The 16,478-nt window shown below is 33.8% G+C and carries 18 protein-coding genes and 1 tRNA gene; 16 read left to right on the forward strand and 3 right to left on the reverse strand.

From position 1 onward, the window contains the following. Nucleotides 1–515, reverse strand: a 515-nt coding sequence (locus tag KY054_00500) for a hypothetical protein (GenBank protein MBZ1356239.1), incomplete at its 3' end; no start/stop codon positions are given. A gap of 338 nt (nucleotides 516–853) precedes the next feature. Between KY054_00500 and KY054_00505 the strand changes: the two genes are divergently transcribed. From KY054_00505 to rplU, 16 genes are all read left to right on the forward strand, one after another. Beyond that, nucleotides 854–1,849, forward strand: a complete 996-nt coding sequence (locus KY054_00505; protein MBZ1356240.1) for a transposase — start codon at nucleotides 854–856, stop codon at nucleotides 1,847–1,849. A 53-nt stretch (nucleotides 1,850–1,902) separates the two neighbouring features. After that, nucleotides 1,903–2,586 (forward strand): HD domain-containing protein, encoded by a 684-nt coding sequence (locus KY054_00510; protein MBZ1356241.1) that lies wholly within the window; start codon nucleotides 1,903–1,905, stop codon nucleotides 2,584–2,586. Nucleotides 2,587–2,645: 59 nt separating this feature from the next. Then, nucleotides 2,646–3,044: a cupin domain-containing protein gene (locus KY054_00515; protein ID MBZ1356242.1), complete on the forward strand. Its 399-nt coding sequence runs from the start codon at nucleotides 2,646–2,648 to the stop codon at nucleotides 3,042–3,044. 434 nt (nucleotides 3,045–3,478) lie between these two features. Next, a complete protein-coding gene (locus tag KY054_00520; GenBank protein MBZ1356243.1) occupies nucleotides 3,479–4,486 on the forward strand; it encodes a CAP domain-containing protein in 1,008 nt (335 codons plus the stop codon). A 3-nt stretch (nucleotides 4,487–4,489) separates the two neighbouring features. Continuing rightward, a complete protein-coding gene (locus KY054_00525) occupies nucleotides 4,490–5,128 on the forward strand; it encodes a sortase (GenBank protein ID MBZ1356244.1) in 639 nt (212 codons plus the stop codon). 145 nt (nucleotides 5,129–5,273) lie between these two features. After that, on the forward strand, nucleotides 5,274–6,044 hold the full coding sequence (locus KY054_00530; protein MBZ1356245.1) for a DUF11 domain-containing protein: 771 nt from the start codon (nucleotides 5,274–5,276) through the stop codon (nucleotides 6,042–6,044). A 205-nt stretch (nucleotides 6,045–6,249) separates the two neighbouring features. Further along, nucleotides 6,250–6,681: a division/cell wall cluster transcriptional repressor MraZ gene (mraZ, locus tag KY054_00535; GenBank protein MBZ1356246.1), complete on the forward strand. Its 432-nt coding sequence runs from the start codon at nucleotides 6,250–6,252 to the stop codon at nucleotides 6,679–6,681. Between the two features lie 2 nt (nucleotides 6,682–6,683). Beyond that, nucleotides 6,684–7,571, forward strand: coding sequence for a 16S rRNA (cytosine(1402)-N(4))-methyltransferase RsmH (gene rsmH / locus KY054_00540; protein ID MBZ1356247.1), 888 nt, complete (start codon nucleotides 6,684–6,686; stop codon nucleotides 7,569–7,571). Further along, a complete protein-coding gene (locus tag KY054_00545; GenBank protein ID MBZ1356248.1) occupies nucleotides 7,568–7,900 on the forward strand; it encodes a hypothetical protein in 333 nt (110 codons plus the stop codon). The genes rsmH and KY054_00545 overlap by 4 nt, the downstream gene beginning before the upstream one ends. A 68-nt stretch (nucleotides 7,901–7,968) precedes the next feature. Beyond that, the gene (locus KY054_00550) at nucleotides 7,969–9,642 is read left to right on the forward strand and encodes a penicillin-binding protein 2 (protein ID MBZ1356249.1); all 1,674 of its coding nucleotides are present in this window, start codon (nucleotides 7,969–7,971) and stop codon (nucleotides 9,640–9,642) included. A 4-nt stretch (nucleotides 9,643–9,646) separates the two neighbouring features. Then, nucleotides 9,647–10,252 carry a hypothetical protein gene (locus tag KY054_00555; protein MBZ1356250.1) on the forward strand — a complete coding sequence of 202 codons (606 nt, stop codon included), beginning with the start codon at nucleotides 9,647–9,649 and terminating at the stop codon, nucleotides 10,250–10,252. 245 nt (nucleotides 10,253–10,497) lie between these two features. After that, nucleotides 10,498–10,569, forward strand: a tRNA-Glu gene (locus KY054_00560). Nucleotides 10,570–10,614: 45 nt separating this feature from the next. Beyond that, nucleotides 10,615–11,730, forward strand: coding sequence for a hypothetical protein (locus KY054_00565; GenBank protein MBZ1356251.1), 1,116 nt, complete (start codon nucleotides 10,615–10,617; stop codon nucleotides 11,728–11,730). Between the two features lie 2 nt (nucleotides 11,731–11,732). Continuing rightward, nucleotides 11,733–12,692, forward strand: a complete 960-nt coding sequence (locus KY054_00570) for a sodium:calcium antiporter (protein ID MBZ1356252.1) — start codon at nucleotides 11,733–11,735, stop codon at nucleotides 12,690–12,692. Nucleotides 12,693–12,711: 19 nt separating this feature from the next. After that, nucleotides 12,712–13,743 (forward strand): DNA recombination protein RmuC, encoded by a 1,032-nt coding sequence (locus tag KY054_00575; protein ID MBZ1356253.1) that lies wholly within the window; start codon nucleotides 12,712–12,714, stop codon nucleotides 13,741–13,743. Beyond that, nucleotides 13,727–14,041, forward strand: coding sequence for a 50S ribosomal protein L21 (gene rplU / locus KY054_00580; protein ID MBZ1356254.1), 315 nt, complete (start codon nucleotides 13,727–13,729; stop codon nucleotides 14,039–14,041). The genes KY054_00575 and rplU overlap by 17 nt, the downstream gene beginning before the upstream one ends. Before the next feature lie 23 nt (nucleotides 14,042–14,064). On the opposite strand, the gene recR is transcribed toward rplU, so the two are convergent. After that, the gene (gene recR, locus KY054_00585) at nucleotides 14,065–14,673 is read right to left on the reverse strand and encodes a recombination mediator RecR (protein ID MBZ1356255.1); all 609 of its coding nucleotides are present in this window, start codon (nucleotides 14,671–14,673) and stop codon (nucleotides 14,065–14,067) included. After that, a complete protein-coding gene (gene dnaB, locus KY054_00590; GenBank protein ID MBZ1356256.1) occupies nucleotides 14,673–16,478 on the reverse strand; it encodes a replicative DNA helicase in 1,806 nt (601 codons plus the stop codon). Before dnaB ends, recR begins: the two co-directional genes overlap by 1 nt.

Consider the following 16,478-nt stretch of genomic DNA (forward strand, 5'->3'; position numbering starts at 1 on the left):
TTGATACTCCCAAGCATTAAGAAGAAGACAAATAAATTCCATTTATGGCCTTTAGTAATAGCAGAGCTTTTTTTAAGAGCTTCTATTGGTCCTAGCCCCTTATCAACAACAAAGTAACCAAAAAACCAAAATTTAATTCCCCAAATAATTCCAGGCACAATTAACAGGAGCATTCCGCCAAAAATAATCAGACAATAAAGGATCAAAGCAAACAGATAGTTGAAGAACAAACGATACTGGGAGAATAGATCACTAAATCTACCCTTTTCATTATCAGAGAATTTTAGAGCGATTTTAAGCAACCCTATTGAAATTATTATAGTTAAAACAAAATCGGCAATATGAAAAACAACCAGAAAAATATTTGCTTCCAACGCCATATCCGCAATAATAGAAGGAACGATATAGAGCAGTCCGAAAACTATGAAAAGACCGATGAAAAAAACCAAGTTGCTTTTCATCGTATTCCATCCAAAGCGTATTGCTTCACCTTTAGAAAACTTTTTTGTTGTCATATTTTATTTTTTTAATTTGTTAACGATTTTTATTTAACGACCAATGTCAGCTAACGTTTCGGTATATTTGATGTCCCGTCTATGACTAAATTATATCATATTTAAATGAAATCACTAATAATCACTTAACTGGCTTTATTTTACCAATTTTTATAAAATTATCAACAAATTTACTTAGCGGTCGGACGAGCGAAAGAGTTGGGCTGATCAATCGGTAAAATCCTCTGGATTTTGTTCAAAGAAAGTTCTGACATCATCTACTAGACACCACACTTTAAGCCACTTAATATTTCAGGGAGACCCTACACAAAAGTGTGTCTGTGTGATAAAGCAAGTATATGAAAAACAATAACGACAAGACAACTAAAATGTTAGAAAATAGCATAAAAAGTTTAAGAGAAAATTTAGATTCATTATCAATGGATAAGTTTGTAGCAACAACCATTGAAACTTTAATGAACATAGAAAGAAATGAGTATTTAGAAGAAATAGACAATCCAAAAAAAGATAAAGGAAATGGCTATTATGAAAGAGCTATGAAAACTCTTTCCAGTAATTCTTTGATGGTGCATATTCCTAGAACAAGAGCTGGTTTATTCTCTCCAGCAACTCTTGAATTATTAAAGATAAACAGAGAAAAAGTTGATGAAATAGCATTATCTTTGTATAAGAGGGGGATGACTTCTCAAGATATTCAATCTTTTCTTGACGAAGTTTTTGCAGGAGGAATGTCTCCTTCAAAAATAGCGAATCTAGTATCTGTATTTGGTAAATTCAGAATTGCCTGGCAAAATGCAAAACTTGAAAAATACTACCAGGTAGTTTTCGGAGACGTTATCTTCGTAACAGTTAAAAGAGGAAATGAATACACTAAAGAAGGAGTTTTCATCGCCTATGGAGTCAGAGAAGATAATCGTAGAGAATTGCTTGTATTAGAGCTTAATCCTACGGAATCAGCTCAATTCTGGGGTGAATTATTGAGAGATCTAAAAGAAAAAAGAGGTGTTGAAGAAATTGGTCTTTTTATCGCAGATGGAATAAACTACTTAGAAGATGAAGTATCTAAAATTTATCCTAATGCGGATTTTCAGAAATGTGTTGTTCATAAGATGAGGAATATACTAACCAGAACATCTCCGAAAGACAAAGCTGAGGTTTCTATTGATCTCAAACATATTTTTGACAATTTTGATAAGGATGCTAAAGTAGAGACAGCGTTGAATAAGGTTGATTTGTTTTTAGAGAAGTGGAAACAAAAATATCCTAATTTCAAAAACTATTTGAAATATCCCATTACAAACTACAAACACTTTAAAAAGATTATAAATAATTAAGAACTCCAGACACAATTATTTGAACGGTCCCTAATTTTGGATCAAGAATACTAATGACTATGGAAGAAAAAATACAAAAAATTAAAGAAATAGTTCAAAAAGAATTATCCTGCTCTGGCCATAACATGGAGCATCTTGATAGGGTCTATAATCTTTGCTTACACTTAGCTGAAGGAGAACCCGATGTTAATTTAGAAGTTCTTCAAGTTTCTGCTCTCATGCATGATATTGCAAGAGTGCGCGAAGATATGGATAGTTCAAGGAATATTGACCATGCTATTTTAGGTGCCGAAATGGCCGGAGATATTCTTCTAGACTTCGGTTATTCTGAAGAATTTATAGAATCGGTTAAACATGCCATATTTACTCATCGTTTTAGGAATAATAATGAGCCAAAGACTAAAGAAGCCAAGATTCTTTTTGATGCTGATAAGCTTGATAGCCTTGGCTCAATGGGGATAGCTAGACTTTTTATGTTTTCAGGCCAACACAGTACGAAAATGTTTTTAGAAACTCCCCTTGATGAATATATTAAAGATAATCTTATGGGCGGAGATCCAAGTGGCAGAATTAAAGAAATTACAATTCATGCTCCGAATCTTGAGTTTGAGATAAAATTAAAATCAATGGGAGACCGCCTTTATACGTCAAAAGCTAAGGAGCTAGCCATAGGTAGGATAAATTTTATGGAAAAGTTTTTTAATAGAATGGAAAAAGAAATGAAAGGGGATTTGTAGTTGAATCGTTTAAAAAATTGTGTTAGAATTAAACAACATTATTAATTAATATAAAAAACATGAAAGGTTATATTGATAACATCGAAGATGTCACTAAAGAAAATGATAATTTTAGAAAAGTTCTTTATACTGGAAAGAATAGTCAGTTAGTGGTAATGAGCATAAAGCCCGGTGAAGAAATCGGAGAAGAAGTTCATGACCTAGACCAATTTATTAGAATTGAAGCAGGTCGTGGGGTAGCAATTCTAGATGGTGTTGAACATGATATTAGGGATGATTTTGCTATCGTTGTTCCAGCTGGAGCAAATCATAATATCATCAATACATCATCTGATAAAACATTAAAACTATATACTGTTTACTCTCCACCTGAACATAAAGATGTTGTGATACATGCAACTAAGGAAGATGCTATGGCAGACGAAGATGATCATTTTGATGGAGTAACAACTGAATAGTCATTGGAAATATTTAAATAAGCCAAGCGTTTCAATCCGCTTGGCTTTTACTATTCACTATCTTAAACCAAAATGATATTACATAGTAATATAGAAACATGATTACACTAGTATTTTTTGTTACCGCAATATCTGCTGTTTTTTATCTTCCGGTTTTTATACTTTTTAATTGAAGAAAAGGAACGATTTTTTCTTCAAAATATTTACCATTTTTTTATTAAGCATTGGACTTCAACAGCTTCTTTTTTCCTCTTGTGTTGATTTAGGCATAGTTTTCATATGCCTTTAGATTATCTAAAAAAGTGTAATACGAGCATACACATTGCTACTATTTTACAGCGTAGGTTTTGCATTTTAAACTTAGTGGTGTGTTTCGGGTGTTAATTTAGCACTTCCTTTTGACTTTTTGAACTTTGATGATATAATATGTCTTAATGAAAAATAGGATCAAAAAAGTAATAGTATTTATTCTTCCTTGTGAGGACAATAATTATCGGCCATTATTTTTAGATGGAAGACTTTTTGATTATTTAGCTTTATCTATAATCATTCTTAAGTTTATAGGTCTCCTATATTTCGTAGCGTTACCCGGAACTCCATTTTTTTCCAGTATTACTAGGAATGCATTAGTTCAAATGACAAATGAAGAGAGGAGATCGTTTGGACTTCCTCCATTAATTACTAGTCCTAAGCTAGATCAAGCTGCCATGATGAAGGCACAAGATATGATTGCAAAAGATTATTTTTCTCATTGGAGTCCCGATGGTAAATCGCCTTGGCACTGGATTACTCTTGCTGGTTATGATTATAAGTATGCAGGAGAAAACTTAGCCATGGGATTTTTAGATGCAAAGGATGTACACAGAGCTTGGGTTAATTCATCTACTCATAAAGCTAATATTATGAGCTCCAATTATGATGAGATTGGAATAGCCGTAGTTGAGGGAATTATTACTGGGCAAAGAACCTTTATTGTTGTTCAAGTTTTTGGAAAGATGAATCAAAAACCAGCACCTATAGCAGTAATTCCACCAACAGAAGAAATAATTAAAGATGTTCCTATTGAAATAGAAGATGATATTATTATTTCTGAAGAAGAGATTGTGGCAGCGGATGAAGATAATAAAGAGTCAGAGCAATTGATATTAGGATATTTTGATTCGGGTATATATTTTTCTAGTGGTGGCACTATTCAAGGTGCTAAGATGGGGTTGTTTGAATTTTTAATGCTAGAGTACGATGGAGTAGTTCAAAGGATTATATTAATATCATTACTTTTTCTAATATTTATATTAATAGTAAATATATTTATACGCTTTGATGTGCAACATCCCGACTTAATTTTTAAGGGTTTATTTTTCCTTGGATTATTCTTATTATTTAACTATTTAGATCAAGTAACTTTATTAAGGCTAATCTCGGGAGCTCCGTTAATTGGATAAAATATGGATCAGAATAAGAGATACGACGATAAAATAATTAATCGTGAAAAATCAAAGAATATTTGGAAGTTTTTTTTATTGATATTCATTTTTAATGTGATTCTCTTGAATTGGAATGATATATCTTGGATTTTTAATCATAGAGTTGCCCCAAAGGGAATACAGGCGTTACTCCAATCACAATCTCAAGAAAAAGAAGAGCCGGTTGAATATTTTGAAAGAGAAAATTCTATTGATATAGCGGCTATTAATATTACTGCTCCAATAGTTTTATCTCAAGGAATTAGCGATCGAGATTTTGAGATAGCCCTTAATAAGGGAGTTACTCATTTTCCTGGATCGGCTCTTCCCGGAGAAGATGGAGTTTTGATATTATTAGGTCATTCTGCGCCTTTAGGCTGGCCTAAAATTAACTACGATTGGATTTTTAGTAATCTTGAAAAGTTAAACGTAGGGGATCAAATAGATATATACTTCAATCAAAGACTTTTTGTCTATACAATAACTGAAAAAGTATTTTTAGAAGTTGGAGAAGATATTTCATCATCTTCATTGAATAAACCTGAAATTATGCTTTTAAGCTGTTGGCCTCCGGGTAAAAATATTAAGAGGATAGGGATAAGAGGTGTATTGACAAAATAATCTTTAGTGATATAATCATCTAGTAAGCAAGTTTTTTTAAAGAAGAAAGAGAATTTAACTCTTCTCTCTCTTTTTTAAAGAATTTAATCTTTTAAGATTAAATTTTCTAAAAAGGAAGTGATATTAAAAGGTAATGTATAGAAAAATGAAAAAAAATGAAAAAATAAGTTTAAAGCTAGGTTTGGTATTAGCCCTGCTCTTTTCCCTGTTTATTGGGAATTTGAGTGTCTTTGCTGGAACTGGCGGTATCTCACCATCAGTTACCACTCACAGTGCTACTATTGATCTATCAATCAAGAAATATGTGAGAAGTATTACTAGAAATACCGCTTGGCAAGAATCAGTAATTGTATCTCCTAATGAATTAATATCATTCTCTATTACAGTTACATCAACAGGTAATCAAACATTAAAGGATGTTAATATAATTAACGTCTTGCCTAAAAGAATCACTTACGTAGGAAATTTAAAAGTTGATGGAGTTTTGGTATCAGGCGGCGGTAAGGACGGACTGAAAATAGGTGACCTTTTATCGGGAACAACAAAAGTTATCACTTTTGATGCCAGAGTTAATTCAGAAGAAGAATTCGGTATTGGTTCTACAAATCTAATTAGTAGCACAAGTGCTGCTAGTGGAAGTTTAATTAAAAATGATACTGCTGGAGTTTTTGTAACCAAGGGAATTGTAGCCGGTGCTGCAACTATGGTGGCAACAGGTATTACCAACAACAAGCTGATAGACTTCATCTTCCTTCCATTTCTTGCTACCTTAATTCTTTTCCTTTTATTTAGAAAACATCTTGTTGTTCTAAGTGATTGGTTAGAGCAAAGAAAAGTATCAGTTCATGATACTGTAGCCAAAAAGAAGCTTGAGAAGATAAGATCTCAGTTGAAGGCGAAAGGGGGATTAAACTAGCTTAATTTAACAATCAAAAAAACCACCTTACAAAAGGTGGTTTTTCTTATTCAAGAAGCTTTTATTTGTGGAAAACTGTCAATTTTGAACGGGAAAATTAAGTGGTTAGATTTGTTGACTAAATGTATTAAAGTGGGGTATAGTAAATGCACGATGGTAGATTGTGGATAAAAGTGGGGAAAACCATCTAAGTCTGGGGATAACTATGTTTATAGGAGAATACACATATTCAATAGATGATAAAAAGAGATTGGCTCTGCCTGTTAAATTTCGTGGTCTGTTAGGGAAAAAAGCAGTAATTACCAGAGGACTTGATCAATGTTTATTTATCTTTTCGACTAAGGAATGGGAATCTTTAGCGGAGAAGATAAACAAGCTTCCTTTGTCCCAAGCTGATGTTAGAGGATTTTCAAGATTGATGCTAGGTGGAGCAATGGAAGTTAGCATTGATAGCTCAGGAAGAGTTTTGGTACCCGATTATCTTAAGAAGTATGCGAACTTATCAAAGAAAGTATCCTTAGTTGGTGTATTGAATAGAGTTGAATTATGGGATGAGGAGACTTGGGAAAAATATAAAGGAAAAACAGAGAAAGAGGGTGAGAATATTGCAGAGAGATTGAAAGAATTAGGAATATAGTTATGCATACGCCGGTTCTTAAAAAAGAAGTTTTAGAATACCTAGACCCTAGACCTAATGAAAACTTTATTGATTGTACCGGAGGAGAAGGTGGTCACACCTTTGCGATAATAGAGATGAATTTTCCCAAGGGTAAAGTTCTAGCAATGGATAAGGATAGCAGAAATATTTCAAAGATAGGAGAAGGTGCAAAGAATCAAGGATTTAGTGAGAGGATAATATTATTTAATGATAATTATTCCAATGTTAATAAGGCAGTTAAAAAGAGCAAGATAGATAAATTTTCAGGAATATTATTTGATCTAGGGTATTCAAGTTGGCATATTGATGAGAGCGGAAGAGGATTTTCATTTAGAAAGAAGGAGAAGCTGGATATGAGATACGATGAGAAAGATGAGATAACGGCTTGGGAAATAGTTAATTCTTGGCCAAAGCCGGAAATTGAAAAGATATTGAAGGATTATGGAGAAGAAAGATTTTTTAGATCTATTACCCAGGGAATTATAGATCAAAGGAAAAAAGAGAAAATAAATACAACATTTGATTTAGTGAAGGTAATTGAGAGTTCGGTTCCCGGTTCTTACAGAAGAAAAAAGATTCATTGTGCGACCAAAACTTTTCAAGCCTTAAGGATCACAGTAAACAGAGAGCTTGAGAATGTTAAATTAGCCTTGCCTCAAGCAATAGAAGTCTTAGAAGGAGGAGGAAGGATAGTGGTCATATCATTTCATTCCCTTGAAGACCGAATCATAAAGAATTTCTTTAAAGAGAAAGCATTGGAAGGAAAGTTGAAAATATTGACTAAAAGACCGGTTATTGCCGGTGAAGAAGAAAGAAATAATAATCCAAGATCAAGGTCGGCAAAATTAAGAGTAGCAATAAAATTATGAAAAAAAACTCCCTTTTTAAAAAATCATCAAAGCAAGTAAAGAAATTTTTTAACGTCACATTCCTTTCAAAGATTGGCGCTTTTACAGTTCTTTTTATGTTAGGATTCTATCTGTTCCAAGTTACTGAAATGACTAAAGAAATCCATGTAGTTCGGGAATATGATAATGAAATGAAAAGAATCCAGGAAAAAAGTAGGAAAACGGAGTACAGTTTTTTAAGAGCAAATTCACTTTCTCGTGCCGAAGATTTTGTAGAGACTATGGGCTTTCAAAAAGTTAATAATGTTCACCATATTCAAATTTCGGGTACTCAGATTGCTGCAAGATAAATTTTGCTATTATACTCTTTTAATCGCCGGCCTTTTTTTAGGTTGCGGTCGATTATTTTTAATAAAAGATGATTAAGTCCAGACCAAATTTCTTGTTATCAATCTTAATTCTTTTTAGTTTTGTCATTCTTTTTAGATTAGCTCAATTTCAGATAGTTGATAATGATTATTGGAGGGCTATAGCTAGGGGTCAACAAAGGCAGTTTTTACAAACTCAAGGAGAGAGGGGTAAAATATTCGCGACTGATAGAAATAATAATCTTCATCTAGTAGCTACTAATAGGAGTTGGGAATATGTCTATATTTCCCCCGGTGATATATGGAGAGGGGGTGGGGATCCTGAAGAAATTTCTCAAAGGTTGGGGGAAATTTTAGGAATAGAAAGTGCTTCAATACTTCAAAGAATAAATAAAAGAGATAGTTTATACGAGTTATTAAAAGTTCGATTAACCCCACAAGAAGTAAGAGAAATTAGAGAAGCTAATTTCCCCGGAGTTTATATCAGGAAAGATCTTTTGAGGTATTACCCTCATGATGAATTTGCATCACATGTTATCGGATTCGTTGGAGGAGAGGGTTCCGGTCAGTACGGAGTAGAAAACTATTACAACAGCGTTTTGACGGGATCTAAGCGGTACCAAGAGGTTGATAGATCAGCGAGCGGAGTAATCAGCAGAATTTTTAGTCCATCATCTGATAAAGGTGAGGATTTAATTCTGACCATTGATTATAATATACAGTTTATGGCGGAAAAATTACTAGAAGAAGCTCAGGAAAAATTAAATATAGAAGGAGGCACGATAATAGTTAGTGATCCTCATGATGGTAGAATATTAGCCATGGCTAATTTACCTAAATTTAACTTAAATGAATATCAAAAAGAAAGCGATTTTAGAACATTTAAAAATTCGGCCATACAAACTATCTTTGAACCAGGATCAATATTTAAATCAATAACGTTAGCCATTGCCCTAGAAGAAGGCAAAATAACTCCAGAAACAACTTACCAAGACCAAGGATTTGTTCAGATAGGTGGATTTACTATTCGTAATTTTGGCCGAAGAACTTGGGGTAATATTAATATGACAAAGATGTTGGAAAGATCGATTAATACCGGCGCCATTTTTGCCCAACGTTTAGTTGGGCATGATGTCTTTAAATATTATTTGGATAAATTTGAACTATTTAAACCTACCGGAATAGATCTTCAGGGAGAGGTCTATTCATCAAATTTGAGTTTTAAACGAGGCTATGAGGTTAATTATGCCAATGCCTCATTTGGTCAGGGAATAGAATTTACTTCAATTCAAATACTTAAAGCCTTTTCAGCGTTAGCTAATGGCGGTAGATTGGTTAATCCCCATGTTGTTTATCGAGGTGATTCTGTAGAGCAAGGAGAGAGAGTTATTTCTAACAAAACATCTTCTCAAATTACATCAATGATGATTAGTGTGACTGAAAATGGTTCCGCAAAGAGCGCTCGAATACCAGGTTATTACGTGGCTGGAAAAACTGGAACTGCTCAGGTTTCTTGGGCAGCTCTTGGTCAATCTAGGCGAGGTTATTCTGATAAGACTATACAAAATTTTGTTGGATATGCTCCAGCCCTTGATCCTGTTTTTATAATAATTGTTAAATTACATAATCCTAGCACCAAAACTGCTGAATTTTCGGCAGCACCTATTTTTAGGGAATTAGGTAAGTATATCTTGAATTATTATCAAATACCCCCAGAAAGATAAGAAAATGAATTTATTTTTTAAACTATTATTTTTAATAAAAAAACCAAAAGTGGTCGTTGTTTTTGATCAAGGCCTTTTGATTAATCCTTTGCTATTTAACATTTTTGAAAATGAATATGGGATTAGTAAAACTTCTCTTGAGTCAACCAGCATTCTTGGATTGTTTAGAAATTACCCGCTAATTGTTAAATGGGATGGAAAAAAAACAAAGATAATAAGTTTTTTGGTTCGTCATTCATCTTTTCCAATACTTTTACTGAATAATATTCCAGAAAATAATAACGATTTTTATTCTCTTATAAAATCTATTCCTCGAAATGGATATCTTATCACTGATCTTGATAGTCTAAAGAATCTAAAGCGAGTAGGTGAATTGGGAGATATTAATTTCATATCAACTGGTTTTGATGAGAAATCAGAAGTTTGGGCGAGTGATATTAATATTGGAACAGAAACTAACTTTAAATTAAGATATGGTGGTGATGCTATACCATTTTGGTTTGATAGGGAATTGGCCGAAGAGGAGATAATGGCGACATTACTTGCTGTTGGTTCGGCTATGGTATCTGGTATTAATTTAGTTAAAATATCTCAAATATTTAAGGGTTAGTCAGTTTACAATTAGACTAATTATTGTTATTATCTGTACAGCTCATTTATATAAGAAGGGGAGGTGGAAAAAAGGGGGGATTAAAAATGAGAAGAATGAAAGTCTTTGAGAATGAAACCGGCGTTGTATTGCCGGATAAGTTTGAAAAGGCGAGAGTTCTCATCTTGCAGTTAGATGTTAAAAAACTGCAAGATGTGATTTCATTGACGAATGAGTGAAAATAAACTACCCCCCCTTCTTTTTTTGGCCCCATCGTCTAGCGGTTAGGACTCCAGATTCTCAATCTGGCAACACGGGTTCGATTCCCGTTGGGGTCACACTATTTAAGATGTGTATTTTGACATATCTTTATTTGATCAAAAATGCTTAAAATAATATATGCTACATCAGTAATTGTCGGAACTATTATTGGAGTGGGTTTTTTTGCGATACCTTTTCTTACTCTAAAAGTCGGTCTTTGGGTTATGTTAGGGTATTTTTTTGTGCTCGGAATCGTTGCAATATTAATCCATTACTTTTTAGGAGAAGTGGTTTTACAAAGTCCTGATTTTGTTAGAATTCCCGGATTTGCAAAAATATATTTGGGTAAGTGGGGTTATAGAATTGCTTTAATTTCCGGAATCCTTGGTCTTCTCGGTGCATGCTTAGCTTATTTAATATTAGGAGGTGAGTTTCTTGCAGCTATTCTAATTCCAATTTTTGGAGGTAGTGTCGAGATGTATACTTGGCTATACTTTACCCTCGGAGCAATTCTTATCTTTGTGGGAATTAAGGCAATAGATAAAGTTCAATTCTGGGGTATCGTTCTTTTCTTATTAGTTTTAGTCGGTCTTTTCTTTAGGGGTAGAGACCATATTGATGTTTCTAATTTTCTAGTTTTTGATATTGATCGTTCGTATATTTTTCTTCCTTATGGAGTAGTTCTTTTTTCGCTTTGGGGCCTTTCATTAGTTCCGGAAACAGAAGAGTTATTGGGCAAACAAAGGTTATTATTAAGGAAAATTATTCCAATAGCGATAATTATCCCGATTATAGTTTATATTTTCTTTACCTTTATTATTCTTGGCATAACTGGAGAAGCAACTACTGAGTCAGCCTTAACGGGTCTTCAAGGAATATTTGATAGCGGAACAACAGCCATGATACTATTTTTGGGAGTGATAACTACATTTACATCATTTATTGCATTGGGGTTAACTCTTAAGAAAATATTCTGGTTTGACCTAAAGATTCAAAAGAACCTTTCATGGTTTATAGCCTGTTTTATTCCAATCTTTCTATTTACCATAGGATTTAAGGATTTTATTAGAGTAGTTGGATTTGTTGGTGCCGTTATGTTGGCCGTAGATGGTATCTTGGTGACCTTAATGTATCAGAAAATAAAACCACCTAAAGTAAGATTTATTACTTATCCCTTGATTGTCGGTTTAATTTTAGGAATAGTATACGAATTGATATATACTGCTAATATTATTTAATTATGTTGATTCTTCATATATTTATCTTTCTTCTGTCTTGCTTATTCTTAGTTCTTTCAGCTAAGTGGTTTATTGATTCTTTAACTGGTATTGCTAAATGTTTGGGTTGGAAAGAATTTGTTGTTGCTTTTTTTACAGTTTCTTTGGGTGCAGTAGCGCCGGAATTTTTTATTGGAATTAGTTCAGCCATTAATGATATTCCCGAACTTGCATTTGGTAATATTATAGGCCAGAACATATTTCTTTTAAGTTTTACCATTGGAGTCTGTGCCTTGGTTCTAAAGGGTGGGATAGAGGTTGAGAGTAAAACCGTAAGATCTGGATCGACTTTTGCAATAATCGCAGCCATATTGCCCCTCATTCTAATTTTAGATGGAAATCTTTCTAGGTCTGATGGATTTATTCTTTTATCCTTTTTCATTGCCTTTATATTTTGGCTTTTTTCAAAGAAAGAGCGATTTAGAAAAATTTATGAGGGAGCTGAAGAACAAAAGGGGCTATGCGCTGTTTTTAAGAACTTTGGAGGGTTGATTTTGGGATTAGTTCTTATCGTTATTAGCGCTGAAGGTATAGTTAGGTCATCAATTATTTTTTCTGATATTTTAGGAATTTCACTTCCAATGATTGGAATTCTTATTGTAGCAGTTGGAGTAGGACTGCCTGAAACATACTTTTCTGTAATGTTAGCTAAAAAGGGTCAGTCTTGGATGATATTAGGTGGTCTGATGGGAGCGATTGCAATGTCTTCTACTTTAGTTTTAGGCTTAGTGGCTATAATTAATCCTATTAATCTTGATCTAGCAGAGATTCCATCTCTTGTTGTGGCAAGGGTATTTCTTCTTATTTGTGCATTGCTTTATCTCTTTTTTGTTAGAAGTGGAAAGAAGATATCAACCAAAGAAGGAATTATATTGTTATCAATCTATATATCTTTTGTTGTTCTTGAAATTTTGATTAAATAGTGTTAGTATTTTTTCAGATATGGGTGATTATACTTATTTGATCCTTGTTAATGTGCTATTTTTAGTCTTGCTTCTTGCGATGGTAGTTTTGTTTTTAAGAAAGTCAAGAATAGATTATAATCAAAGTCAAGAAATAAGGGACTTAGAAAGAAGGATAACTGACCTAATGATTGGTCAATTAAATGAAATAAGGGGTAGTGTTGACTATACTTCAAAGAGTATGTACGACCAAGTCTCTTCATTTACCGAAGAAACAGTAAGAATAATAGAGGGATTAAAACAGGTACAAGCGACAGTAAGTGATATTTCATCTTTTCAGGATATCTTTAAGAAACCTCAGTTAAGAGGGCAGTGGGGAGAAGCCTCTTTAAATCATCTTTTAGGAGAATATTTCCCGGAAGACTTTTATAAAATACAATATTCTTTTTCTAGCGGAGAGCAGGTGGATGCTATATTAAAACTTCCCAACGATAGATTGCTTCCGATTGATGCTAAGTTTCCTTTTGATAACTTTGAAAAAATGATGAAAGCAGAGTCAAAGGAGGAAAAAGATATTTTTAGAAAGAAGTTCATTGAAGATGTTAAGTTTAAGATAAAAGATATCTCTTCGAAATATATTCTTCCTTCAGAAGGAACTCTTGATAGGGCACTAATGTATATTCCAGCGGAAGCAGTGTTCTATGAAGTAATGTTCAATTTAAAAGAAGAGGATATTGCAAGCTATGCTTTAAAGAATAAAGTGATTGTGACTTCTCCCAATACCATTTATTTGACTTTAAAAACGATAATAGATTGGTTAAGAGATGTTCAGCTTTCAAAGCAAACTCAAGATATTCTTAAAAGACTTGAGAGAATTCAAGAGGATTCAAACAAGTTAGTGGATGATTTCAGAAAGACCGGTTCTCATTTGAGAAATGCCGTATCAAGTTATGAGAATGCAGAGAAAAGACTTTCTTTGCTCTCTCAAAGAGTTGGAAGGATAATAGAAGGGCCTGGAAATTTAAAAAAGTTAAAAAATAACGAAGAAAAATATGATTCAAGCAGTGATTAGAACCGGAGGAAAACAATACATTGTTTTGCCTGGGCAAAAAATAAAAATCGAAAAACTGGATATTGAAGAGGGGAAGGATGTTTCTTTTGATGAAGTCCTTCTTGTAAGAGACGGAGAAGATGTTAAGGTAGGAACTCCTTTGGTTGAGGGAGCCAAAGTAACTGGAAAGGTTTTAGCCCATGATAAGAGGGACAAAGTAATTATCTTTAAGTATAAGTCTAAGAAAAGATCTAGAGTTAAGAAAGGACACAGACAACCTTTTTGTGAAGTTGAGATTACCGAGATTAAAGTTAAGTAGAGAAAACGGCCATTGGCCGTTTTTTATTTTCTTCCCTCAAGAGCAGATCCAAGAGTTTCGTCATCTATATATTCTAGTTCTCCACCCGTTGGAAGGCCTCTAGCTAAGCGGGTGGTTTTTATTTTATGAGGTTTTATCAGTCTTTCTAGATATAGGGCGGTCGTTTCCCCTTCAGGAGTAAAGTTAGTTGCAATAATTACCTCTTCAAAGGGCGAATCTTTTAGGGTCTGATTTAATTCTTGAGTTCTGATTTTCTTAACAATTGCCTTTTTAAGCGGTGAAAGAGTTCCACCGAGTATGAAGTATAGTCCTTTATATTTTTTAGTTTGCTCAATTGAAAGGAGATCATTTTCTTTCTCAACAATGCATAAAATTTTTCTATTCCTGGAAGGGTTCAGGCAGATACCGCATAGACTATCTTCTTCAGATGATATTTCAAAATGATTAAAGCAAAAGCTACAAGTTTTTATCTTTTTTCTTACATCTTCTATACTTTTTACTAAATCATTTATTTCTTCATCAGAAAGATTGATTATATAAGTTGAAAAACGATCTGCTGTCCTAGGGCCGATCGTTGGGAATTTTGAGAATATCTCAATTAATTTTTGTATTGATCTGGGACGTAGAGTCATTATTCTTGGTCTTCGTAATGTGTTTCCATATTTTTAAAACTGGCTGTTTTCTCATCAAAGAATAGCTCTACTTTTCCAACCGGACCATTTCTGTGTTTGGCAATAATAATATCAGCGATATTTTTTCTTGAGGATTCAGGGCGATACTTATCTTCTCTATGAATGAAAAGGACCACATCTGCATCTTGTTCAATGGAATTTTCAACGATAATGCCATTAGCAACGAAATTATGCAGACCTGGTACTGTGGCATCGTAAACCTCTTCAACACTAAGAGGTTCAATGGAAACTATTTCATCCCAGAAAATGTCGGCTTTAGTCATATTATTTTCCGAGCTTTTAATATCCAACCTTTTGGGGGTGGCGATATGATCTCCTACTTTAAGCTCATCAAGTCGAGTCCATCCGCTCACTTTCCAGAAGGGATGATTGGCGGAAGCCTTGATTTTTTTTCCGCTCCTAGTTTTTAGTCTGTAAATCATTTTTTTGCCGGTCGGGAATATTTTTGACATCTTACTGGCGACCACGCGGTAATCTTCATTCATGCTGTAAATCGGCACATCGGTATGCCCAACCAAATCTTTTATCGCAACAAGTTCTCCCGTGTCGGATAGATGAATGAGCGTATCTCCCGCAAGACATCCGGACTCTCTTAAGTCGGAAAGTCTTGGTATTTGAGGGGTTCTTTGTTCAACTGCTCTTGATAATTGAGATAGCGCCAGTACCGGAATATTTAATTCTTTAGCTAGTCCTTTTAATGATCTGGAAATTTGGCTCATTTGTTGAACCATTGATTCATAATTATTTCTTCCTGAATCCATTAGTTGAAGATAGTCAACAACAAGAAGATCAAGACCTTTATCAGCCTGAAGTCTTCTAGCCATTGCTCTCATTTGAAGTATATCGGAAGTTGCAGAATCATCTACATATATTTTAGTTTCAGAAAGAATGCTTAGGGCGCGTTGTATTCTTTGAAAATCATTATCGTCACCACTCTCTGATAATTGTCCGGTTCTTAATCTCCAAAGATCAATATTTGCTATGGATGAAATGAATCTATCAACGACTTGATCTCGGGACATCTCAAGGCTAAAAATGCCAACTGAAGCTTTTTGATTAATGGCTGCATTAAGAACAGCATTAAAAGCGAGAGATGATTTACCAAGGGATGGTCGTGCTGCTAAGATAACGAGATCTGATTTTTGAAACCCTGAAAGCATATTATCCAGTCTGTGAAATCCAGTTGGAACTCCTCTTATTGATCCTTCAAACTTGGAAAGCTTATCAATTCGTTCAAAAGTTTCTTCAAGGCTATCTTTTACTAAAACAAAGCTCTGACTCATTGAATGCTCTGAGATGCTAAATATTTTTCTTTCAGCAAAATCAAGGATGTTATCTACTTCTCCATCTGAACCCTCATAGGCCAGTGATCCAATTTCCTGACTGGATTCAATAAGGTCTCTTAAAATTCTTTTCTTCTGGACTATCTTGGCATAGTTTGTAACATGGCTTGCAGTTGGAACAGAATTAACTAATTCAGAAAGGTAAGTACTACCTCCAGTAGATTCAAATTGTCCTCGCTCTTTTAATAAAGAAGAAACAGAAAGTAAATCTATAGGCTCTCTTCTTTCAAAAAGAGTTAGAATTGCCGAGTATATATCTTGGTGGTTTCTCTTGTAGAAATCCCTAGCTTTAAGAAAATCAACCACTTTAACGATAGCGTTTTTATCTATCATTAAAGACCCAAGCAATGAATGCTCAGCTTCTACGTTTTGTGGTGGTAATTTATATTGGTTTTGACTCAT

Source organism: Candidatus Nealsonbacteria bacterium, assembly GCA_019923605.1.
Classification (GTDB): Bacteria; Patescibacteriota; Minisyncoccia; order Minisyncoccales; family CSSED10-335; genus JAHXGM01.